Source organism: Mycobacterium paragordonae (genome assembly GCF_003614435.1).
GTDB classification, from domain to species: Bacteria; Actinomycetota; Actinomycetes; order Mycobacteriales; family Mycobacteriaceae; genus Mycobacterium; species Mycobacterium paragordonae.
This window is the reverse complement of the sequence record NZ_CP025546.1, coordinates 4,923,477-4,945,214: the sequence shown is the minus strand read 5'-3', so window position 1 is coordinate 4,945,214 and position 21,738 is coordinate 4,923,477. Positions and strand designations below refer to the sequence as shown.

22 protein-coding genes are annotated in these 21,738 nt (G+C 65.0%); 15 read left to right on the top strand and 7 right to left on the bottom strand.

The window, feature by feature from the left end; genetic code table 11:
- Window positions 1-17: 17 nt before the first annotated feature.
- Window positions 18-827 carry an enoyl-CoA hydratase/isomerase family protein gene (locus C0J29_RS22165; protein WP_120793587.1) on the bottom strand — a complete coding sequence of 270 codons (810 nt, stop codon included), beginning with the start codon at window positions 825-827 and terminating at the stop codon, window positions 18-20.
- 161 nt (window positions 828-988) lie between these two features.
- Between C0J29_RS22165 and C0J29_RS22160 the strand changes: the two genes are divergently transcribed.
- The gene (locus tag C0J29_RS22160) at window positions 989-1,669 is read left to right on the top strand and encodes a hotdog family protein (RefSeq protein WP_065163141.1); all 681 of its coding nucleotides are present in this window, start codon (window positions 989-991) and stop codon (window positions 1,667-1,669) included.
- Complete coding sequence (locus C0J29_RS22155) at window positions 1,666-2,556, top strand: enoyl-CoA hydratase/isomerase family protein (protein WP_120793586.1); 891 nt, start codon at window positions 1,666-1,668, stop codon at window positions 2,554-2,556. The genes C0J29_RS22160 and C0J29_RS22155 overlap by 4 nt, the downstream gene beginning before the upstream one ends.
- Before the next feature lie 7 nt (window positions 2,557-2,563).
- Here C0J29_RS22155 and C0J29_RS22150 read toward each other — a convergent pair whose 3' ends face one another.
- Window positions 2,564-3,325, bottom strand: a complete 762-nt coding sequence (locus C0J29_RS22150; RefSeq protein WP_120793585.1) for a TetR/AcrR family transcriptional regulator — start codon at window positions 3,323-3,325, stop codon at window positions 2,564-2,566.
- Window positions 3,326-3,521: 196 nt separating this feature from the next.
- Between C0J29_RS22150 and C0J29_RS22145 the strand changes: the two genes are divergently transcribed.
- Entirely contained in the window at window positions 3,522-4,526 is a 1,005-nt protein-coding gene (locus tag C0J29_RS22145) for a dihydrodipicolinate synthase family protein (protein WP_120793584.1), read from the top strand.
- An 81-nt stretch (window positions 4,527-4,607) separates the two neighbouring features.
- On the opposite strand, the gene mbp1 is transcribed toward C0J29_RS22145, so the two are convergent.
- Window positions 4,608-4,844, bottom strand: coding sequence for a microaggregate-binding protein 1 (mbp1, locus tag C0J29_RS22140; RefSeq protein WP_055579650.1), 237 nt, complete (start codon window positions 4,842-4,844; stop codon window positions 4,608-4,610).
- Window positions 4,845-4,897: 53 nt separating this feature from the next.
- Window positions 4,898-5,146, bottom strand: a complete 249-nt coding sequence (locus C0J29_RS22135; RefSeq protein ID WP_120793583.1) for a hypothetical protein — start codon at window positions 5,144-5,146, stop codon at window positions 4,898-4,900.
- Between the two features lie 153 nt (window positions 5,147-5,299).
- On the opposite strand from C0J29_RS22135, the gene C0J29_RS22130 reads away from it, so the two are divergent.
- The 5 genes from C0J29_RS22130 to trxA all read left to right on the top strand — a co-directional run bounded on the left by C0J29_RS22130 (window position 5,300) and on the right by trxA (window position 10,582).
- Window positions 5,300-5,572 carry a GlsB/YeaQ/YmgE family stress response membrane protein gene (locus C0J29_RS22130; protein ID WP_065044912.1) on the top strand — a complete coding sequence of 91 codons (273 nt, stop codon included), beginning with the start codon at window positions 5,300-5,302 and terminating at the stop codon, window positions 5,570-5,572.
- A gap of 127 nt (window positions 5,573-5,699) precedes the next feature.
- Window positions 5,700-6,530, top strand: coding sequence for an enoyl-CoA hydratase (locus C0J29_RS22125; RefSeq protein ID WP_120793582.1), 831 nt, complete (start codon window positions 5,700-5,702; stop codon window positions 6,528-6,530).
- Between the two features lie 237 nt (window positions 6,531-6,767).
- Window positions 6,768-7,199 (top strand): MmpS family transport accessory protein, encoded by a 432-nt coding sequence (locus tag C0J29_RS22120; protein WP_120793581.1) that lies wholly within the window; start codon window positions 6,768-6,770, stop codon window positions 7,197-7,199.
- On the top strand, window positions 7,196-10,114 hold the full coding sequence (locus tag C0J29_RS22115; RefSeq protein ID WP_162951530.1) for an MMPL/RND family transporter: 2,919 nt from the start codon (window positions 7,196-7,198) through the stop codon (window positions 10,112-10,114). Before C0J29_RS22120 ends, C0J29_RS22115 begins: the two co-directional genes overlap by 4 nt.
- 93 nt (window positions 10,115-10,207) lie before the next feature.
- Window positions 10,208-10,582: a thioredoxin gene (gene trxA, locus C0J29_RS22110; RefSeq protein ID WP_065044916.1), complete on the top strand. Its 375-nt coding sequence runs from the start codon at window positions 10,208-10,210 to the stop codon at window positions 10,580-10,582.
- A 17-nt stretch (window positions 10,583-10,599) separates the two neighbouring features.
- Here the strand turns inward: trxA and C0J29_RS22105 are convergent, their stop codons facing one another.
- Window positions 10,600-11,814 (bottom strand): CaiB/BaiF CoA transferase family protein, encoded by a 1,215-nt coding sequence (locus tag C0J29_RS22105; protein ID WP_120794896.1) that lies wholly within the window; start codon window positions 11,812-11,814, stop codon window positions 10,600-10,602.
- A gap of 280 nt (window positions 11,815-12,094) precedes the next feature.
- Here C0J29_RS22105 and C0J29_RS22100 point away from each other — a divergent pair, with 280 nt between their 5' ends.
- The 5 genes from C0J29_RS22100 to C0J29_RS22080 are packed head-to-tail and all read left to right on the top strand — an operon-like array spanning window position 12,095 to window position 18,079.
- On the top strand, window positions 12,095-13,372 hold the full coding sequence (locus tag C0J29_RS22100; RefSeq protein WP_120793579.1) for an amidohydrolase family protein: 1,278 nt from the start codon (window positions 12,095-12,097) through the stop codon (window positions 13,370-13,372).
- 8 nt (window positions 13,373-13,380) lie between these two features.
- Window positions 13,381-14,997, top strand: a complete 1,617-nt coding sequence (locus C0J29_RS22095; RefSeq protein ID WP_120793578.1) for an acyl-CoA synthetase — start codon at window positions 13,381-13,383, stop codon at window positions 14,995-14,997.
- The gene (locus C0J29_RS22090; protein WP_120793577.1) at window positions 14,997-15,848 is read left to right on the top strand and encodes an amidohydrolase family protein; all 852 of its coding nucleotides are present in this window, start codon (window positions 14,997-14,999) and stop codon (window positions 15,846-15,848) included. Before C0J29_RS22095 ends, C0J29_RS22090 begins: the two co-directional genes overlap by 1 nt.
- 3 nt (window positions 15,849-15,851) lie before the next feature.
- Window positions 15,852-16,889, top strand: a complete 1,038-nt coding sequence (locus C0J29_RS22085) for an acyl-CoA dehydrogenase family protein (RefSeq protein ID WP_120793576.1) — start codon at window positions 15,852-15,854, stop codon at window positions 16,887-16,889.
- 5 nt (window positions 16,890-16,894) lie between these two features.
- Complete coding sequence (locus C0J29_RS22080; RefSeq protein WP_120793575.1) at window positions 16,895-18,079, top strand: acyl-CoA dehydrogenase family protein; 1,185 nt, start codon at window positions 16,895-16,897, stop codon at window positions 18,077-18,079.
- On the opposite strand, the gene C0J29_RS22075 is transcribed toward C0J29_RS22080, so the two are convergent.
- Window positions 18,076-18,324, bottom strand: a complete 249-nt coding sequence (locus C0J29_RS22075) for a hypothetical protein (protein WP_120793574.1) — start codon at window positions 18,322-18,324, stop codon at window positions 18,076-18,078. The genes C0J29_RS22080 and C0J29_RS22075 overlap by 4 nt on opposite strands.
- Before the next feature lie 56 nt (window positions 18,325-18,380).
- Here C0J29_RS22075 and C0J29_RS22070 point away from each other — a divergent pair, with 56 nt between their 5' ends.
- The gene (locus C0J29_RS22070) at window positions 18,381-19,457 is read left to right on the top strand and encodes a spore photoproduct lyase family protein (RefSeq protein WP_120794895.1); all 1,077 of its coding nucleotides are present in this window, start codon (window positions 18,381-18,383) and stop codon (window positions 19,455-19,457) included.
- A 39-nt stretch (window positions 19,458-19,496) separates the two neighbouring features.
- Here the strand turns inward: C0J29_RS22070 and C0J29_RS22065 are convergent, their stop codons facing one another.
- Window positions 19,497-20,564: a YihY/virulence factor BrkB family protein gene (locus tag C0J29_RS22065; protein ID WP_120793573.1), complete on the bottom strand. Its 1,068-nt coding sequence runs from the start codon at window positions 20,562-20,564 to the stop codon at window positions 19,497-19,499.
- A 182-nt stretch (window positions 20,565-20,746) separates the two neighbouring features.
- Here C0J29_RS22065 and C0J29_RS22060 point away from each other — a divergent pair, with 182 nt between their 5' ends.
- A complete protein-coding gene (locus C0J29_RS22060) occupies window positions 20,747-21,475 on the top strand; it encodes a YoaK family protein (protein ID WP_065044924.1) in 729 nt (242 codons plus the stop codon).
- The last annotated feature ends 263 nt before the right edge of the window (window positions 21,476-21,738 follow it).

The following is a 21,738-nucleotide window of genomic DNA, read 5'->3' as shown; positions in this document are numbered from 1 at the left end:
AGCTCTGCGGAGGCCACTCAACGGCCCCGGAATTCCGGCCCGCGTCGTTGCCGGAAGGCGTCCAGACCTTCTTTGAAATCTCCGGTCCGGCATGATAATTCGAGGTTGAAAAGCTCTTGCGTCATCGATTGACTCAGCGTTGCGTGTGTGGCGTAGTTGATGGCCTGCTTGGCCAGCCCGATGGCAGCGGTAGGGCCACCGGCCAGCCGCGCCAGCAAGGCGTCGACGGTGTCGTCGAGTTCGGGCGGAGCGACGGCTTGATGAATCAGACCCCAGTCGGCCGCATCCGTGGCGCGAACCTTTTCGCCCAGCAGCAGCATTCGCCGGGCGCGGGCGAGGCCGATGAGGCGGGGGAGCAGCCAGGTCGCGCCGGAATCCGGACTGAATCCGCGGTCCACGAACGGTTCCCAGAATGTGGCATCGTCGGCCGCCACGGTGAAGTCGGCCGCCAGAGCGAGATTGCAGCCCATGCCGACGGCCCAGCCACGCACGCTGCATACCACCGGTAACTGGATCGTGTGGACCAACTCGATGACCCGGTGCGCCGCGTGCGGCACCCGTCGCACCAGGGCGCCGGCGCGTGGCCGCTCGTCACGGGAGTTGTTGGTGGCCACCCAGTCGGCACCCGAGCAGAAGTCGTGTCCGGCGCCGCTGATGTGGATCACTCGCAAGGAATCGTCCGTGGCGGCGTCAGTGAGTAACTCGATGAGCTGGCCGATCATGTACGGCGTCAACGAATTACGAGATGCGGCTCGATCGATGACGATCCGCAGCACCCCGCCGTCGCGCGAGGCTGCCACCGTACCCGCGTCGGCGTCGTGGCTCACCCTCGAATCCGGCCTTTCCGCCCAGTGCCCGATCCATACGGTTACCCATACAGTAGGCAATACGATTGCTACGGTGTATAAGTTAGCAAGGAAACCCTACCGGCGAAAACACCGCCGTGGGAACGACTGGAAACCGGGCAACCCGGGAACGTTGAGGACGCATGACCGACGGCACAGGCGAGGCAGCCCCCGGTAACGCCAGGTTTGGTGAAGCGCCGCTCGCCCAGACCACCGCCGCGGCCGGTGCCATCCGGCGCCTCACCTCGCTGCTGCTGTCCCTGGAACATCCGCACCCCACCGTGGAAACCATGCTTGGACAGTTCGAAGAATGGGAACGCGAACTGGCCGTCGCGGTGCCGGCAGATCCTGCTCCCCGCATCGGTATTCAGGCCGATGACGAGCGCCGGGTTTACCTCGACCACGCGACCGACATCGGTGCGTACAACCCGTGCTTTCCCGAATATTCGTTTCAGCACCTCGATGCCGGGCATGCCACCGGGACCGTCGCGTTCCCACTGGCCTACGAGGGGCCACCCGGTTTGGTGCACGGCGGCTTCCTCGGTGTCTTCTTCGACTGCATCATGCAACACCACAACTGTGTCACGGGGCTTTCCGGCAAGACGCGGTCGCTGACCGTCACATTCCGGCGCCCGACGCCGGTGCTGACCGAATTGCGGTTCGACATCACGCGGTCACAGGCCGAGCGAGCCATCACCTCGACGGCCCGGTTGCTGCTCGACGACGAGGTGTTGTGCGTCGGCGAGGTGCACACCGTGGCCTCGCGACCGGATCAGCTTTCCACCACCCAATTCGGCAGACGCCGAGAGGAGCCCGACTCATGACGGCCGCGGACACTGCTGACGACCGGGTCCTGTTCGACGTCGACCACGACCAGCGCATCGCCACGATCACCCTGAACAACCCCGGGCGGCACAACACATATGACCCGGCCATGCGCGACGCCATGGCACGCTGTCTGGATCAGGTCGCCGAAGACGACGACCTCACCGTGGTGTTGTTGCGCGGCGCGGATGGCACCTTCAGCACCGGGGCGGATATGAACAACGCCTACGGCTGGTACGGCGAGGCCGCCGGCGGGGACGCGGCGGCACCGAAGAAGCCCAGCCAGCGTCGTCGACTCACCGTGGACCGCAAGTCATTTGGCTTCTATCACAACCTCATGGGCTTCCCCAAGGTCACCGTGGGAGAGATCGCCGGCTACGCCCTCGGCGGGGGATTCGAGATGGCGCTGATGACCGACATCTCGGTGATCGCCGGCGACACCAAGATCGGCATGCCGGCCACCCGTTTCCTCGGGCCCGCGCTGGGCAGTCTGCACATGTTCTTCCACCGGTTGGGACCGGTACTCGCCCGGCGCCTGCTGCTGACCGGTGATGTGATCGAGGCCGGTGACCTCGCGCATCTCGGAATCTTCACGGAGACATGCGATTCCGCGTCGGTGACGGCCCGTGCCCGGTACTGGGCGGAGAAGGCGGCCAAGATGCCGGCCGACGGCGTCGTCATCGCCAAGGAAGCGTTCCGGCTGGTGGAACAGAGCCAGGTTTACCAGGGCGAGGAAGTCGCGAGTTACCTGTTCCACGCGTTCGGCACCAACCTGCAGTTCGCACCGGGCGAGTTCAACTTCGTCAAGACGCGGGCGCAGCACGGCACCAAGGAGGCGTTCCGGTTGCGCGACGAACACTTTCACGTTCCGGAACCCGAAGCGTGAGAACCGTTCAGCGAGTAGTCGTGGCCCTGGCGCGACGCGGTGCGGACTTGGCGGCCTTCGACGACGTCTTGCCCGCCTCGATCAATTGACCCGCGTGGTCGAGAATGCACTCGAGGCCGTACTCGAAGTTCGTTTCGTCGGGAGCGGCGATCCGGTGGCCCTTGCCGGTGACCTGAGCGATCAGGGGCGTGGTCTGCGGGTCGACGGCCACCGCTTCTTCGATGGAGCGCGTCCCGTCCTCCGATGACTGGTTCTTCTCGTGCAGCCTATGCAGCACCACGGATCCGCGGACGTGCAGCGAGATTGCGGAATACGTGTCGAACGCATCCTCGGGCGACAGTCCCGCCTCGACCAGATTGGCGATCGCCTTCTCCATCTCCTGGGCTCCGACGCGGGCTGCCTTCGGGCTCAGCGCCGCCCGGATCAGGATCAGGTCGCAGAGAATGGGGTTGCCCATGAACGTCTTCCGCATCAGCCGGGCATGGTTGCGCAGTGTCTCGCGCCAGTCTTTGGCTTCGACGTATGGGGTGGCGAACACATACTTGCTCAGGGCGCGGTCGGTCATCGCGTTGAGCAGATCGTCCTTTTTGCGGAAGTACCAGTAGATACTGGTTACTCCGACGCCGAGGTGTTTGCCGAGCAGTGGCATGCTCAGGTTGTCGATCGAAACCTGTTCTGCCAGTTCGAAAGCGCCGCTGATGATGTCATCGGGATTGATGGAGCCGCGTTCGCGCCGCTGCCGCTTCTCCGCAGTCGCCTGCTTTGCCACTCCCGGGTACCTCCACTGATATCTGCCCCGCTCACGGGTTTTCTGTCTGCTACTGTAATACCTATCGTAGGCTTTTTGATATAGATCGCCGGGCGGGCGGACAGGAACGTGCTGCAGCCATCGAATGTGCCACAGGCTAGGCCATGGAGCCCGGCCTGGCGAATGCCGTCACGCACGCCGGCTGAAAGGTCACTTCGTGGCGACCGCGAGTGAGGCGCGAGCCTGGGCACGCGGTGCTTTGCGGGGCATCGGCGACTCCCTGTATACGCCGTTCTGTGGCACCGACGGCGACGATATCGACTGGGACGCTTACCGCACGCTGGTGCGGTACTGCGCCGGCGATCTGGGGCACCCGATGTTGTGGTGCACCAGCGGGCTCGCCGAATTCTGGGCTCTGACCATCGATGAACGAATGCGCTTGCTGGAAGTGGCGATCGAGGAGGGCCGTCGGGCGAATCCCGACGTGGTGATCCAGGCGTGCACCGCCGCCATGAGTGCCAAGGATTGTCTGGAACTGACGCTGCACGCCCAGCAGGCGGGCGCCGACATCGCTTACATTCAGACGCCGATGATGGAAGCGCACGGTGGCGAAGGGGTGCTGCGCTTCTTCTCCTACATCGCTGCCCGAACGGATATCGCGTTGGGCATGTTCAATTCCCCGTCGTCGGGATACGTGCTGACCGCGGCCGAAAGCGCGCGGATCTATAACGAGGTGCCGGCGGTGTGCGCCACCAAGGAGGGCGCCTTCCGGCCGGAGAGCAGTCGGCGCCTGCACGAACTGGCGCCCGGCCTGGTGCTCTGGGAGTGCGACCGCACGGTCTACCGGGCCGGCTGGCTGCGCGCCGGCATCGTCTGTCCGGCGCAATTGGGCACCGCCGGCTACCTCTTCGAAACGCCGCAGCGCCGGTTGTTTTCCGAGTACTGGGATCTCGTGATGGCAGACAAATTGCTCGAGGCGATGGACTATGGCCGGGAGTCGGGCCTGGACCAGTTCGATCTGGACCTCGGCTCGTGGTGGACCTGTTATCCCGGGCGGCCCGACTACTTCACGCACTGGGGCGGTGCATTCAAATACGCGGCGTCGCTGCTGGGGCTGCCGATCGGATCGTATCCGCATTCGCGGCCACCGCAGGCGCAGTTGCCGGCCGAGGCCAAATCGCGGATCGAGGCTGCGTACCGTCGGCTTGGACTGCTCGAGTAGCTCCAACCATCCTGCGCCACAGTTCGTTTCATGCTGAAGGCCCGGTCAGATGACCGGGCCTCCCGCATGCGCCTCGTCTACTTACTGGTGTGCCTCTTGGCGCGCCTCTTGGACCTTGGCCTCGCCACGGGCGGCCTCGGCCTGAGCCTCGTACTTGGCGGCGTCACGCTGGGCCTCGGCCTTGTCCTGCTGGGCCTTGCCCTCGTCGACCAGGTCGTTGCGGCCGGTCACCGTGCCGACGACCTCTTTGGCCTTGCCCTTGACGTCCTCGACGACACCCTTGATGGCCTCGGCCGGACCGCTGTTCTCGTTCGCCATTGCGCTCTCCTTTTCGTTTGTTGACGCTGCCGGTCTTTTTCCCGGTTGGAGGGTCAGTGCAAACGAGTTGGCGATGTGTCGCTCATCACGACGTCATCCGGCGGTGCCGACGGTGTCGTCGAGGCGGCCGCCGTCTGTGCGCCGGCGGTGAGTCGGCGGCGGGCCCACAGCGCTACCGCGACGACCCCACCGATCAATGACAGCCAGAAGGCGAGCTGAGTGAGCATCCACGCAAGTTGGGCGCGTACCGCCAACCCGCGCGCCTGCCCGACGCGATGAGCGACTGCTTTCGTCGTGGTCATGAAGTCCTCCCGTAGGCGAGTTTCTGCTAATCGGTAACCCCGTCCGTCGTCTGCCAAACCCCGGACTACCGCTCTGGATTACCGCCCCGGAAAGGCGGGCATACCCGTGCGGATCAAGGCGACGACAATCGTCGCGATCGAAAGGACTGAAAAATGCTCACTCTCGGCGTTATCGGGTGGATCGTCATCGGCGGCCTGGCCGGCTGGATCGGCAGCAAGATCATGAAAACCGATGGGCAGATGGGTCTCGTCCTCAACATCGTGGTCGGTGTCGTGGGAGGGCTGCTGGGCGGCTTTCTGCTGCGCGGCTTCGGAGTGAACGTCGCCGGCGGCGGTCTGCTGTTCTCATTCCTCACCTGTCTGCTGGGAGCCGTCATCCTGCTGGCGATCGTCAAGCTCGTCACTGGCCGCCGAGTGTCCCGCTAGCCCGGCACACACGCTGTTCGCAGCGACTTCGGGCTCCTGCCGCCACTCGCGGAACCCAACGCCGACAGATATCGAAAGGTATACGGTATGGGTGAACAATCCGCCTGTATCCCGCGAGGAGTCACTCATGAGCGCAGCAGACGCCGAAGACGCGGTGCTCTATGAGGCCACCCCGACTGGCGTCGCGATCGTCACGCTCAATCGTCCGGACCGGCTCAACGCGTGGGGTCCCGACATGGCCGGCCCGTTTTATGCGGCGGTAGATCGCGCCGAAGACGATCCAACGGTCAAGGTGATCGTGGTGACGGGCCGGGGTCGCGCGTTCTGTGCCGGCGCGCACTTGGGCGCACCGGGATCGGCGGGCCGCGTCGGCGATTCGCTGGAAAGCGCCGGCGGCAAGTCCGTCGCGGACCTGGTGGGCGAGCGGCCGCCGCACTTCGTGACCGAACTGCGCAAGCCGGTCATCGCGGCCGTCAACGGACCTTGTGTCGGAATCGGACTGACGCAGGCGCTGATGTGCGATGTCCGATTCGCCGCGGATGGTGCGAAATTCGGCGCGGTGTTCGCGCGCCGCGGCCTGATCGCCGAGTTCGGCATCTCCTGGATCCTGCCGCGACTGGTGGGCTGGGGTGTCGCGCTCGATCTCTTGCTGAGTGGCCGCACATTTTTGGCCGACGAGGCGCTTCGTCTGGGTCTGGTCAAGGAAGTCGTACCGCCCGAACACCTGATGGCGCGGGTGCTGGAATACGCCGAGGACATCGCCCAATACTGTTCTCCGACAGCGATGGCGGTGATCAAGCGGCAAGCTTACGGCGACGCCACACGCGACGTCGTCACCGCGACGGCGGACGCCGAAGCGCTGATGTGGGAGGCGCTTCCGCGGCCCGATGTCGTGGAAGGCATCGTTAGCTTCTTGCAGAAGCGGCCACCGCATTTCCCTTCGCTCACCGACATTTAGAGCTTCCCGCCTTTTTGTAGCCGTCCGCGCGGCCGTCTGCCGCGTGCGGCCTCTCTGCGACGCACCGCCAGCCTGCGGCGGGCAGCGCCACCTATTGGCTTATGCCATACCCGGTAGGGTATATTTAGCGAGTGTACGACCGAAGTCCGTCGTAACGAGGGTCGAACGACCCTTCCGGCGCTTCGGTACCGGCGCGAGACTCACAGCAGGCAAGGCAGAAAGACCAGGGGAACCGTCATGCTCACCTTCATCAAGCGAGCCTGGATACCGCTTGTCGTCGTTGTCGCTGTCGCCTTGGGTGGCATCGCCGTCCAGCGACTGCGTGGCGTCTTCGGCTCGGACAAGCTGTTCTCGACGACCGGAAGTGCCGCCGAAACCATCGTGCCCTTTAATCCAAAGACCGTGACCTACGAGGTTTTTGGGCCGAGTGACACCAGGGGGAGCCTGAGCTACCTGAATAAGGATGCGGTTCCCGAGGAAGCGAAGTTCAACGGTCTGCCCTGGACATACACGATTTCGACGACCAACCCGGCCGTCATCGCCAACGTCGTGGCGCAGGGAGATGGCGACCGTATCGGCTGCCGAATCACCGTCAACGGCGATGTCCGGGATGAGCAGTCATCCACCGGGCATCACGCCCAAACCTTCTGTCTGGTGAAAGCCGCATGAGTACCGACACGGACAGTCGTCCACGCTTCATGCGCTTCGTCAGGGCGTTCGCCATTCCGATCATCCTGGTGTGGCTGCTGTTGACGCTTGCGCTGAATCTCCTTGTCCCGCCGATCGAATCGGTCGCCCGCACCCATGCGGTGACGATGTCGCCGCAGGATGCGCCCGCGATGATCGCCGCGAAACGCATCGGCGCGACGTTCCACGAGTCCGACTCGGACAGCATCGTCATGATCGTCCTGGAAAGCGACAAGGACCTCGGTGACCAGGCACACGCCTACTACGACGGACTGATCAAGAAGCTGGCCGCGGACACCAAACACGTGCAGCACGTGCAAAATCTGTGGGGCGACCGGATCACCGCCGCGGGTTCCCAGAGTGGGGACGGCAAGGCGGCCTATGTTCAGCTCAACGTGGCCGGCAACCAGGGCAGCACGCTGGGAAACCAGTCCGTCGACGCGGTCCGCAAGATCGTCGATGAGTCGAAACCGCCGCCCGGGCTCAAGACTTACGTGACCGGCCCGGCCGCGCTGACGACGGACATGAACGAGGCCGCCGACAAGAGCATGTTCAAGATGATGGGCGTGACCGGTGTGGTCATCATGATCATGCTCTTCGTGGTCTACCGCTCCGTCGCCACGGTGCTGCTGGTCCTGGTCATGGTTGGCTTCGAGATGGGCACGGCCAGGGGAGTGATCGCGCTTCTCGGCCGCTATGACCTGTTGGGCTTTTCGACGTTCGTGGTGGCCATGCTCTCATCGCTGGCCATCGCGGCGGGCACGGACTATGCGATCTTCTTGATCGGACGTTATCAAGAGGCGCGTCAGAACGGCGAGGACCGGGAATCGGCCTACTACAGCATGTTTCGCGGTACCTACCACGTGATCCTCGGATCCGGGCTGACCATCGCCGGTGCGTCCTTCTGTCTGCACTTCGCGCGCCTGTCGTACTTCAAGGCACTCGGCATCCCGTCGGCGCTGGGCCTGCTCATCGTGATCGCCGGGGCGCTGACCGCGGCGCCGGCGATCGTGGCCGTGGCAACCCGATTCGGCCTGCTCGATCCCAAGCGGATGATCAAGACCCGCGGATGGCGGCGGATGGGGACCGCGACGGTTCGTTGGCCGGGACCGATTTTCGTTGCGTCACTGCTCATCGCACTGGTCGGGCTGCTCATCGTGCCGACCATGTCGATCAGCTACAACGACCGCTACTACATCCCGTCGAATCTGCCGTCGAACGTCGGATACAACGCCGCGGAAAAGCATTTCAGCGCTGCCCGGCTCAATCCCGACATCCTCATGATCGAGGGCGACCATGACATGCGGAACTCGAGCGACATGATCATCCTGGACCGGATCGCCAAGGACATCTTCCGGACGCCCGGAATCGCCCGCGTGCAGAGCATCACCAGGCCATTGGGCGGCCCCATCGAGCACAGTTCGATCCCGTTCCAGGTCAGCATGCAATCGCTGCCGATCCAGCAGAACCTGCAGTTCATGAAGGACCGCATGGCCGACATGCTCACCATGAGTGACGATCTCGGCGTCATGATCGGCTCGATGCAACGCATGCAGGGCCTGATGAAACAGATGAGCGGCACGACTCACCACATGGTCGGCGACATGGGTGCGATGAAAGCCACCCTGGACGAGATGCGTGACCACCTGGCTGACTTCGACGACTTCGCCCGGCCATTCCGGAGCTACTTGTACTGGGAGGAGCACTGTTTCAACATTCCCGCCTGCTGGGCGGCGAAGTCGGTCTTCGAGGCGATTGACGGGGTGGACAAGTTCAGTGCGGACATGACCACGCTGATCGGCGACATGACCAATATCGACGCTCTGCTGCCCCGGATGCTGGCGGAATTCCCCCCGATAATCGCGGTGGCACAGTCGATGCAAGGAACGTTGTTGACTCTGCACAGCAGCTTCTCCGGTCTGGTCACGCAGATGTCGCGGATGACCGACACCGCGAGTGCCATGGGTCAGGCGTTCGACTCTTCCAAAGCCGACGACTACTTCTACCTACCACCGGAGGCGTTCGACAACCCGGACTTTCAGCGGGGCCTGAAGCTGTTCCTGTCGCCGGACGGCAAGGCGGCGCGGTTCATCATCACCCATGACACTGATCCGGCGACGCCCAAAGGTATTGCGGCAGTGAAGCCGGAACTCAATGCGGCGCACGAAGCCGTGAAGGGCACGCCACTGGCCAACGCCAAGTTCTATCTCGCCGGCACCGCCGCGGTCTACAACGATATTCAAACGGGCTCGCAGTTTGACCTCTTGATCGTCGGAATCGCAGCGCTGACACTGATATTCGTGGTGATGCTGGTCATCACCCGGGCGCTGGTCGCCTCGCTGGTGATCGTCGGCACGGTGTTGTTGTCGCTGGGCGCGGCCTTCGGCCTGTCGGTGCTGGTGTGGCAGCACATCCTCGGGCTGGAGCTCAACTGGATCGCGCCGGTGTTCGGCCTGATCATCCTGTTGGCCGTCGGGTCCGACTACAACCTGCTGCTCGTGTCGAGATTCCAGGAGGAGATCGGTGCGGGGCTGCGGACCGGGATCATCCGCTCGATGGGGGAAACCGGCGGTGTCGTCACCGCCGCGGGTCTGGTGTTCGCGTTCACGATGATGTCCATGGCGGCCAGCGACTTGAGCTCGATCGGCCAGGCCGGCAGCACGATCGGGCTCGGCCTGCTGTTCGACACGCTCATCGTGCGTTCCCTGATGACACCCTCGATCGCCGCGTTGCTCGGCAGGTGGTTCTGGTGGCCGCTCAAGGTGCGGCCCCGCCCGGCCAGCTCCATGCTGCGGCCCTTCGGACCGCGCCGGCTGGTGCGCTCCCTGCTACTGGGTGAAGAGACCGACGTGGCGAAACCCGTCGAGCGCCGGGATCCGGTGGGAGTGGGCGTCTAGCGTCGAATGCGGGAATACCCATAGGGGTATAAGGGTTGACATAAGTAGGAGCGGCAACTGCCGCATAAGTACCTACAGTCCGAAGGAGCAACAATGACCGTCAAATCCCTCACCGCCGACGATTTCGAAGCAACAATCCTGGCTAACCCGATTGTGCTGGTTGACTTCTGGGCCCCGTGGTGCGGTCCGTGTCGAGGCTTCGCGCCGGTTTTCGAGCGGTCCGCGCAGCAGCACTCCGACGTCGTGCACGCCAAGGTTGACACCGACACCGAGCGGGAACTCGCCGCGACGATCGGTATCCGCTCGGTGCCCACCATCATGGCGTTCCGGGACGGCATCCTCGTCTACAGCCAGGCCGGAGCGATGCCCCCCGCGGTCTTGGAAGACTTGGTCGGCAAGGTCAAGGGCCTGGACATGGATGCGGTGCGCGCAAAGATCGCCGAGCGCAAGGCCGCCGCCACCGCATAGCCCTGCGTCAGGCGGCGTCAGGCGATGGCGCCCGCATCCTTCAGCTCGGCGATACGGTCCCAGTCCATGCCGATTTCCATCAGAACGATCTCGGTGTGCTCGGAGGCCTGGGGCGCCCGCGTCGTCTGCAACGGTTCGTGGTTGAACTGGACCGGCCCGCGCACCACCTTGAAAGGCGCTCCGCCGCTGGCCACTTCGACTTCGGAGATCATGTCGTTGGCGACCGCCTGCTCGTCCTCGGCCAGGTCCAGCAGACTCTGGAACGGCGCCCACTGACCCTTCATGGTCTTCAGGTGCTGTCGCCAGTAGTCAAATGACTTGCCGGCGAACGCATCAGCGATGAGCTTGGCGGCCGCGTCGGCGTTCTGAATCAGGGGTAGCACATCGGAGAAGCGGGGATCGTCGGCGGCATCCGGAATCCCCAGGTGCTCGAAGGTGTCCCGGATCAACCCGGTCGGGCTGATGATGCAGAGATTGATGGTGCCGCCGTCGGAGGTCAGGTAGTTGCCCATGAACGGGTTCACCGACGGCGCCAGCGAACCTGGCATGGGTGTGCGCATTACCTCGCCGGTCTCCATGCCCTGGGTGACGCTCGCGCCCGCCGCCCACCAGGCGGTGCTCAGCAGCGACACGTCGAGTTCGACGGCTTCACCGGTGCGTTCGCGGTGCAGCAGAGCGGCCGAGATGCCACCGGCGATGAACATGCCGCCGATAGAGTCGCCGAACGCGGGAATGCCTTGTCCCAGTGCGCCGCCGAGTTCCGCGGGAGTCAGCGCGTAGCCGACGCCGCTGCGGGTCCAGAACGCGGTTCCGTCGTATCCGCCGGTGTGCCGCTCAGGGCCCTTGTCGCCGTACGCCGACCCGCGCGCATAGACGATGTCGGGATTGGCCGCACGGATGTGTTCGACGTCGAACTTGTTCTTCTGCCGCTGCGCCGGCAGGTAATTGGTGAGGAAGACGTCGGAAACCTTGGCCAGTTCGTAAAGCACGTCCTGACCGCCGGGCGTGGACACGTCGACACCGACGCTCCGTTTGCCCCGGTTGGGATGCTCCATCAGGGGATGGCGATCCGGATTGATCTGAATGCCACCCATGTTGAGAAACCCGCGCTGGGTGTCCCCCCGCGCGGGGTGCTCGACCTTGATGACGTCAGCTCCCCAGTCGGCGAGGATGGCTCCCGCCGCGGGGACGAAGGTGAACTGCGCAACCTCGAGGACCCGAATGCCCTCCATCACTTTGATCATCTGCCGGCCTGCTTTCGTCGAGCGGTCACCCAAGTCCCCTACTGTAATTACCACAGTACGAACGTATGCGGGTTGCGCTGGGTGGATCCTGTCGGGCCAGCCGCCGAAAGTGCTCATGAGCAGGCGGTTTGGGCCGCGATTTGGGGCCTCGCGGCGACCTCGGGGAACATTGCAGAAAGCAGTACCGATAGGTATACAGTATGTACTGTGCGCCCGTCCCTCGGCGGGCCGCGCAGCAGCACGAACAGGGATTGGGAGGACGTCCACGATGGCAACGCTGGGCTACCGGGCGATCGACGTCGACAATCACTACTACGAACCGATCGACTCGTTCACCCGTCATCTGCCCAAGGAATTCAAGCGGCGGGGGGTGCAGATGCTGCGCGACGGCAAGCGCACCTGGGCGGTGATCGGGGAGCGGATCAATCAGTTCATCCCGAACCCGACCTTCGACCCGATCATCGAGCCGGGTTGTCTGGATCTGCTCTTTCGCGGCGAGATTCCCGACGGCGTCGACCCGGCCTCGCTGATGAAGGTCGACCGGTTGGAAAACCATCCCGAATACCAGAATCGCGATGCCCGGGTGCGGGTGATGGACACCCAGAATCTCGAGACGGTTTTCATGCTGCCGACCTTCGCGTGTGGCGTCGAGGAAGCCCTCAAAGACGACATCGAGGCCACCGTGGCCTCGGTGCACGCGTTCAATCAATGGCTCGATGAGGACTGGGGATTCGATCGGCCCGATCACCGCATCATCTCCGCACCGATCATCTCGCTGGCCGATCCGCAGCAGGCGGTGCAGGAGGTCGAGTTCGTACTCGGACGGGGAGCCCGAATGGTGCTGGTGCGGCCGGCCCCCGTTCCGGGCCGGGTGAAGCCGCGGTCGCTGGGTGATCCGGTGCACGACCCGGTCTGGGCCCGGCTGGCCGAAGCCGGTGTTCCGGTCGGTTTCCATCTGAGCGACAGTGGCTACCTGGCGATCAACGCGCTGTGGGGCGGCAAGGCCACCTTCGAGGGGTTCGGCAAGAAGGACCCGCTCGACCAGGTGCTGCTGGATGACCGGGCGATTCACGACACCATGGCGTCGATGATCGTGCACCAGGTCTTCACGCGGCACCCGACACTGAAGGTCGCCAGCATCGAGAACGGTTCCTACTTCGTCTACCGCTTGATCAAGCGGCTGAAGAAGGCGGCCAACACCGCGCCCTACCATTTCAAAGCGGACCCGGTGGAGCAGCTGAAGAACAACGTCTGGATCGCGCCGTACTACGAGGACGACGTGAAGTTGCTCGCCGAGACGATCGGCGTGGAGAAGATCCTGTTCGGCTCGGACTGGCCGCACGGCGAGGGCCTGGCCGATCCCATGGCGTTCACCGCCGACATTCCGCAGTTCCCCGAGTTCAGCGCCGAAGACACCCGGAAAGTCATGCGCGACAACGCCCTTGACCTGCTGGGCGGGGCCGGACCGGGCGCGACTGTCAATACTGCGACGGGACACGCCGAACCGGCGTCGCCGGATTCCCACTCGCGGCGCGCGTCGGTGTAACAACCCCGATGAGCGAGTGGACCATCGGAGCGGTACTGGACGCGGTTGCCGACGCTGTGCCCGATCGGGTGATGACTGTCTGTGGCACTCGGCGAAGCACATTCGCCGAATCGGCAGACCGGACCCGTCGACTCGCCAACTATCTGGCCGGTCGGGGATTCGGCGCGCACACCGAGCGCGACGCGCTGGGCAACTGGGAATGTGGCCAGGACCGGGTGGCGCTCGTCATGCACAACGACCTGTACCCCGACATGGTCATTGCCTGCCTCAAAGCGCGGGTGGTGCCCGTCAACGTCAACCACTACTACACGCCGCGCGAAGTGGCCGAGCTGCTGGCTTACGTCAGGCCGCGCGGCGTCATCTACCACCGCTCCCTGGGCGCCAAGATCGCCGGAGCAGACGTCGAACTGCTCATCTCCATTGACGACCGCAGCGACGCTCCCCAACTCGACGGCGCCGTCAGCCTCGAAGAGGCTCTGGCACAGGGTGATTCCGATCATCCCGATACGCCGTCCCCGGACGATCTGCTGATGATCTGCACCGGTGGCACCACCGGCCGGCCCAAGGGCGTGCTGTGGCGGCAGGCCGACATGTACGTCGCATCGATGAACGGTGACGACCATGAGGAAGTGGGTGAGATTCACCAGCGGGCGCAACGCGCCGGAGCGCCATGGTTCGCGGTGTCCCCGCTGATGCACGCCGCCGGCATGTGGACCGCTTTCTCGGCGATCCTGTCCGGGCAGACGGCCGTCCTGTACGACACGCAGCGCAAGTTCGACCCGGCGGCCGTGCTCGAGATCGCCGAACGTGAGAAGGTCGGCCTGATGACAATGGTGGGCGACGCGTATGCGGGTCCCCTGGTCGACCAACTCGGGCGGCGCAGCTATGACCTGTCCGCCTTGTTCGCGATCGGCACCGGCGGAGCGGCCACCAACGTCCGTCACCAGCAGGCGCTGCTGAACTACCTGCCGCATATCACGGTGATCAACGGCTACGGTTCGTCGGAGACAGGCAACATGGGTTTCGGGCACAGCCGGCACGGTTCTCAAACCGACACCTTCACGATCCGGACCGGCGGACTGGTGCTGGCCGAGGACTACAGCCGGTTCCTCGAACCGGGCGAACCGCAGATCGGCTGGGTGGCCCGCACCGGCCGTATTCCATTGGGCTACTTCGCCGATGAGGCCGCGACCGCCAAGACGTTCCCGGTCGTCGGTGGCCAGCGGGTGGTGATCTCGGGCGACCGGGCCTCATTGGAGGCCGACGGGACGCTCCGCCTGTTCGGCCGGGATTCGCTGGTGGTCAACACCGGCGGCGAGAAGGTGTTCGTCGAAGAGGTGGAAGAGGTGCTGCGGGCGCACCCCGCCGTCGCCGATGCCCTGGTGGTGGGCCGCGCCAGCGAGCGGTGGGGACAGGAAGTGGTCGCGTTGGTCGAACCGCGCGACGGCGGCGAACCCGACCTCGACGCGCTACGGGCGCACTGCGCGACGGAGTTGGCGGGCTTCAAGGTGCCGAAGGCTTTCATCGTGGTAGACCGGGTACGTCGGCTCGGCAACGGCAAGGCCGACTACCGGTGGGCCACCTGCCACGCCGAAACCGCCAGCAGCGCAAGGACGGTGCAGTAATGACAGCTGCCGCCCGGCCAGTCATCGACTGCCTCGTCAACGTGCATTTCGGTGAGACAGAGACCCAGCCCGAGTTCATGACCAAGGTGCGCGACGACTACTTCAAGGGCCCGCAGTCGATGTTCGACCCCGTCGACCTTGCCGCGCTGCTCGACGAGATGGACGAACGCGGGGTGCGCAAGGCCATCCTGATGGACAACCTGGCCAAACCGTCGGTCACCGCGCGCAAATTCGTAGACGAACGACCCGACCGGTTCGCGCTGGCCATGGGCGGGATGAACCTGCTGCGTCCGGTGAAGTCGCTGCGGGAGTTGACCGCGGTGGCGGCCGACCTGCCGGTGGCCTACGCGGTGATCGGTCCCAGCTTCTGGGCTGACGGCCAGTACCCGCCGAGCGACGCGGTGTACTACCCGCTGTACGCCAAGTGCGCGGAGATCGAACTGCCGCTGTGCGTCAACACCGGCCTGCCCGGACCGCCGATCCCCGGCGAGGTGCAGAACCCGATCCACCTCGACCGGGTGTGCGTGCGGTTCCCGGAGCTGAGGTTGTGCATGATCCACGGCGCCGACCCGTGGTGGGACATCGCGATCCGGATGCTGATCAAATACCGCAACCTCCGGCTGATGACCTCGGCGTGGTCGCCGAAGCGGTTGCCCGACAGCCTGATTCACTTCATGCGCACCCGCGGTCCGGACAAGGTCATCTTCGCCTCCGATTGGCCGGTGCTGCGCCAGCACCGTGTGGTGCCGGAGGCTCAAGCCCTCGACCTACCCGCGGATGTCCTGGACAACTACCTCTACAACAACGCCAACGAGTTCTTTTTCGGCGCCGACACAAATCAGGAGCGCTAACGCATGGATCGCTACGAATTACGCCGAATCGACTACAGCCTGACCGAGGATCACAAGGCTCTGCAGTCCGCCTACCGTCAGTTGCTGGACACCCATTGCCCGATCGAGACGGTCTGGGCGGCGCAGGAGACCGGGTTCGACAAGAGTCTCTGGGAGCGGTTGTGCGCCATGGGCGCCACCTCGATGGCAGTGGGGGAGCACGCCGGCGGTGACGGGGCGACGCTGGTGGATCTGGCGCTGGTCGCCGAGGAAGTGGGGCGGGCGCTCGCGCCGGTGCCCTGGATCGACCACGTCTGTGCGACGCGCCTCGCCGAGCGGCTCGGTGCAGTGACTTCGGATGCGGTAGAAGGCAACAGGATTCTCGGCCTGGATATCGCCCCGGAACCTGTGGTGGGCCGGCGCCTGGTCCCGACCGCTGCGATTGCCGATGGTCTGATCGTGCGCGACGGTGCGGATATCGTGCTGCTGAGTTTCGCAACCCGGCCCGAGCGGGTGCCCAACCTCGGCCAGCTGCCGATGGCCTGGGTGGATCCCGGCACAGCCGATTCCCGCACGGTCCTGGGTTCGGGCCCGCAGGCCGTCGCGGCGTACGGTCGTGCCGTCGACGAATGGCGTGTGCTGACCGCCGCCGCGCTGACCGGCCTGGTCGAGCAGACGATGACCATCGCGGCCGAGTTCGCCAAGTCGCGTTACACACTCGGAGTGCCGATCTCGACGCTGCAAGCGATTTCGCATCCGCTGGCCAACATGGCGATCGCCGTTCAAGGTGGCCGCAACCTCGCCCGTCGCGCCGCGTGGTTTCTCGACAACGAACTAGACGAGCGACCCGAATTGCCGGGGTGTGCGTTCGTGTTCATGGCCGAGGAGGCGCCCAAGGCGGCCACCATGGCCGTCCACATCCAGGGCGGCCTCGGAGTCTCCGTGGAGGCCGCCGCGACGGCCTATCTGGTCCGGGCCCGGGGCTGGGCGCTGGCCGGAGGCGATCCGGGCCTGACGGCCAGGCAGGTCGGTAGGGTTGTCGCCGAGCGGGAAAGCGCGTAGCCACAATGGATTTCAGCCTCGTTGAGCTCAACGCCGACGACCGGGCCTTTCTCGGCGAAGCCCGCGCCTTCCTCGCCGAACACGTCACCGACGAAGTCCGACGGCGTGACCGGGAAACCGGCGACAACTTCGACGAAGGCGTGCACCTGGCTTTCGGCGCGGCCGGGTACCTGGAAAAAGAGTGGAAGCCGTTGTCCGACGACGGTTTCACCCGCGTCCGTCGCCGTATCTGGGAGCTGGAGAAGCGCCGCGTCCACACCCCCTGGGTGACGTGGGGGACCACGGCGATGGTGGCACGCGCCGTCGCCGCGTTCGGCAAACCCGAACTCGTCGAAGAGGTGATGCCGAAGGTCTTCACCGGTGAGGTCCGAATGTGCCTGGGCTACACCGAACCCGAAGGCGGCTCAGACATTGCGACCTGTAAGACGCGTGCGGTGCGGGACGGTGATCAATGGGTGATAAACGGCTCGAAGATGTTCACCACGGGCGCGCACAACTGTCAGTACGTCTTCCTGATCACCAACACCGATCCGGGTGCGCGAAAGCACAAGAGCCTGACCATGTTCCTGGTTCCCCTCGACCTGCCCGGCATCGAGATCCAGGGCATCCGCACCGTCGACGGCGACCGGACGAACATCGTGTACTACAGCGACGTGCGGGTCGACGACAAGTTTCTGCTCGGTGAGGTCAACGGCGGGTGGACGGTGCTGCGCGGGCCGCTGGATGCCGAGCACGGCGCCGTCTCCGCCGCTTCGGACGGGTTGCAGGACGTCGCGATCATGCAGCACCAGACCGGGTTCATGTCCGCGGCGCTGGACGCCGTGGCCGCCCGCGCCGGACAACCCGATGCGAGCGGGAGGTGCCCGATCGACGACGGATCGGTGGCATATCGGCTGGGCCGCAGCGCCGCTCGCCTGGAGGCTGCTCTGTCGACTCCGAGCATCTTCGGTCGCGTCGCGCAGGCGCAGACCATGCGCGACATCGGCCCGGACCTGATGGATATCGCCGGGCCGGCGTCGGTGCTGCCCATCGAGACCGACGGTGCCGCCGACCACGGGACCTCGGAATACCTCTACCGCTTTGCCCCGCTGGCCGGGATCTACGGCGGCACGCTCGAGGTGTTCCGCAACATGATCGCCCAGCACGTGCTGGGCCTCGGCAAGCCGGCCTACTCAGCCCCCGTGAGCTAGGTGCGCGACGTGGGGCTCTGGGCGGACTCCCACTTCGACTCCAATGACCTTTTGACTGTGGTGCCGGCCGCCAGGTCGACCTGGAACGTTTCGCCATTGTCGCCTTCGAGCGTGACCACATACCCCGAGTCGGTGGAGTCCTTGAACACGACCTTGTAGGACTTCTCACCCGATCCGCGGTCGACGGCGATGACGTCGCCCGGGGCGACGTCGTCGATTCGATCTTTTCCGGAGATTTCGGCCATGCCTCCGACGTTAGACGACGGGAACAGCGACGGTGGCACCGGCGTTGCACCACGCAATGACTTCTGTTGCGCTGGCCGATCGCCTTCTGGATATCCGACGGATCTACCACGAACCCGGCATCGAGCGCTTCGCCCGTGCTCGCGAGGTCCTCGACCGGTTCCCCGATGCCGCACGCATCGAGGTGCCTACGCACCAGTCGATCCCGGGTCTCTACGGCAATGAGGGCAACGTCGACGACTGGGTGCGCATCAAACGCGAAGTGCTGGTCCTCGGAGAGAAGAAGAGCTTGTCCGCGCGCCGCAACGAGCGCTCCAGCGACTGGATCGCGCCGTCGACGTCCAACGGCTGTGCGATGTCCTGCTCGTACTGCTATGTGCCGCGCCGCAAGGGTTATGCGAACCCCATCACGGTGTTCGCCAACATCGAGAAGATCATCGGCTACCTGGAGCGACACGCCGCGCGCCAGGGGATCAAGTCGGTGCCGAACCAGTGCGACCCCGTCGACTGGGTTTACGACATCGGTGAGAACAGCGACTGCTCGGCCGACGCCCTGGTCTCCGACAATGTCCGGGATCTGGTCGACCTGTTCGGCCGGATTCCCAACGCCAAGGCGAGCTTTGCGACCAAGCTCGTCAACCGCGAACTGCTCGATTTCGAGCCGCGTGGTGGCACCCGGGTGCGGTTCAGCTTGATGCCGCAGGAGACATCTCGCGTCGTCGACATCCGTACTTCGAAGGTGGCCGACCGGATCGCAGCGCTGGACGATTTCGTCGAGGCCGGTTACGAGGTCCACCTGAACTTCAGCCCGGTGATTGTGTACGAAGGCTGGCTGGACGACTGGGCGGAACTGCTCGACCAGATCGCCGAGGGCGCCAACGAGCGCACCCGACGACAACTCGCCGCCGAGATCATTTTCCTGACCCATAACGAGGGCCTGCACGACGTCAACCTCGGCTGGCATCCCAAGGGCGAAGAGCTGTTGTGGCGTCCGGACCTACAGCAGCTCAAGCGCAGTCAGAGCGGCCAGTGGAATGTCCGCTACAAGACCCCGTGGAAGGGGCGGTGGGTGCAGCAGCTGACCGATCTGCTTGCGGTGAAATTGCCGACTTGCCGGGTGCGATACGCGTTCTGAAGCTGCGACTTTTTTCGGTCTGGTGCGGACTTTGCACTGTCATTCGCGGCGGCCGCGGGTGCGGCGCAACCACCGTCCGCGCCTGATGTCTTTTCGCTCGGCGACCTCGTTCTTCTCCAGGACACGAGTGTCCTTGGGCGGCAGCTGCAATTCGTGTTCGGCCTCGATTCCGGCCTGCAGCTGCCGTCCCCGTTCGAGTTCGGCGTCGAGTTCGGCACCGAACAACAACGCCAGATTGGTGATCCACAGCCACAGCAGGAACACGATGACGCCGCTGAGTGCGCCATAGGTTTTGTTGTAACTGCCGAAGTGGCTTACGTAGAAACCGAACCCGACTGAGGCGGCGGCCCACACCACGATCGCGACGCCGGCACCGATGCTGAGCCAGCGAAATTTCGGCTGCCGGACGTTGGGGGTGGCGTAGTAGAGAATCGCCACCACCAGCGTGACGATCGCCAGTATGGCCGGCCACTTGGCGATGGCCCACGCAGTCTGGGCGGCGCTTCCCACTCGCACGGCGCGACCGACCGCTTCGGTGACCGGGCCACTGATCACCAGCATGAAAGCCACTGCGGCGGCCAGCACCAGGCCGGCCAGCGTCAGCACCAACTGCAGCGGCCGTAACTTCCACACCGGGCGGCCCTCGCCGATCTCGTAAATCCGGTTCATCGCCCGCCCGAACGCGCCGACATATCCGGACGCCGACCACAGCGCGGCCAGCGCGCTGAACACCAGCGCCAGGCCGGCCGAAGGATTCTCGACCACCTGCTGGATCGGCTGACGCAGCATGTCGACCGCCGACGCCGGAGCCACCCCGGCCACCACCTCGAGCAGGGCGTCGGTGGTACGGCGACCCTCTCCGAAGACGCCGAGCAGCGAAACCAGCACCAGGAGTGCCGGAAAGAGCGACAGCACCGCGTAATACGTGAGCCCGGCGGCCAGGTCGAGGCACTGGTCTTTGTTGAACTCATACGCGGTCTTGCGCAGCACGAACAACCAGGACGCCCTGGTCAGGTCGTCCGGGGAATCCGGTTTGCTCGGGTCATCGGGATCGGGCGCGTGTTTGCGCTCCGTCCTGGGGGCGTCGTGGGCATCGGATCGGGCCATACCATCCGATTCCCGCCGGGGAGCCGGTCCACACTCCGGCGGGCGATTTCGCCGCGCGGGGCCGCGTCTCCCCGCGCCGCGCCAAGTATCGCCCAAGAATCCTCCAAGACCCCCGGCCCAGGATGGAGGTCACTGGCAGCGCTGAGGCAGCGTTCATCACGGTCCAACAGGGGAAAAAACGAATGTCCGCCGACGTCGCGCAAGACAGCCCACCGACTCCGCACCGGCGACTGCTCGGTTACTGCGCGGCATTGGCGTTCAACGCCGGTTTGGTGAACGCGGTGGCGATCATGATCCTGGCCGTGCCGGTCGGCAACCTCACCGGCGTGACCACTCAGCTCGGCATGGACACCGCCAACCCGTGGCGATACGAGAGCCACGTGCTGATCGCCATCTTGTTGGGGTTCCTGGTCGGCTCAGCCGTCGCCGGCGCGCTGGTGACCTCCAGCCGAGTCCCACTCGGCGCGCGCCACGCCACCGTACTGACGATGCAGGCGACACTGCTGTTGTCGGCCGCCGCCGGGGTGGAGGAAACCGCGCTCGGCACCGGGGCACAGGCGTTACTGGCCGCGGCCGCGCTCGGTCTGCAAAATGGCCTGACCTCAAGCTTCCGCGGAATGGCCGTGCGCACTACGCATTTCACCGGCACCATCACCGATCTCGGTCTCATGATCGGTCGCAGCCGCACGCACGGCATCGACCGGGAGAAGGCCGCGATCCTCGCGGTGACGCTGCTGCTGTTCCTGGGCGGAGGGGTGGTGGGGATACTGGCCGGCGCGCAATTCGGCGGATACGCGCTGCTGATTCCCGCCGCGGTCTGCCTGGCTCTGGGCAGTGCCTATCTGCTGCAGAACCGCCACGCCGGCGCCGCGATCACCGAGGGCGCACCGCAGCCCGCAGCAGGTAACTAGGCAGTTGCAGATAGCCGCGAACATCGGTGCATTCGCGTTGCGTCACCTGGAATTGGGATATCCGTCGAGCGCGTCAGCGATCGCCTGGTCCACCCGCACCGTCCCGCGATCGGCGAGTCCGGTGATCCGGGAGGTCACTCACAAGGGTAAATTTCTCGCCCTTCCGGCAGGTAAACCGCCGGATTTCCGCCGAGCAGTCGCAAAGTCGCACTCCAGCGCCCATTTCGGTGCGAGTTTGTGTCTGGTCGGCTTCCGACCGGCAC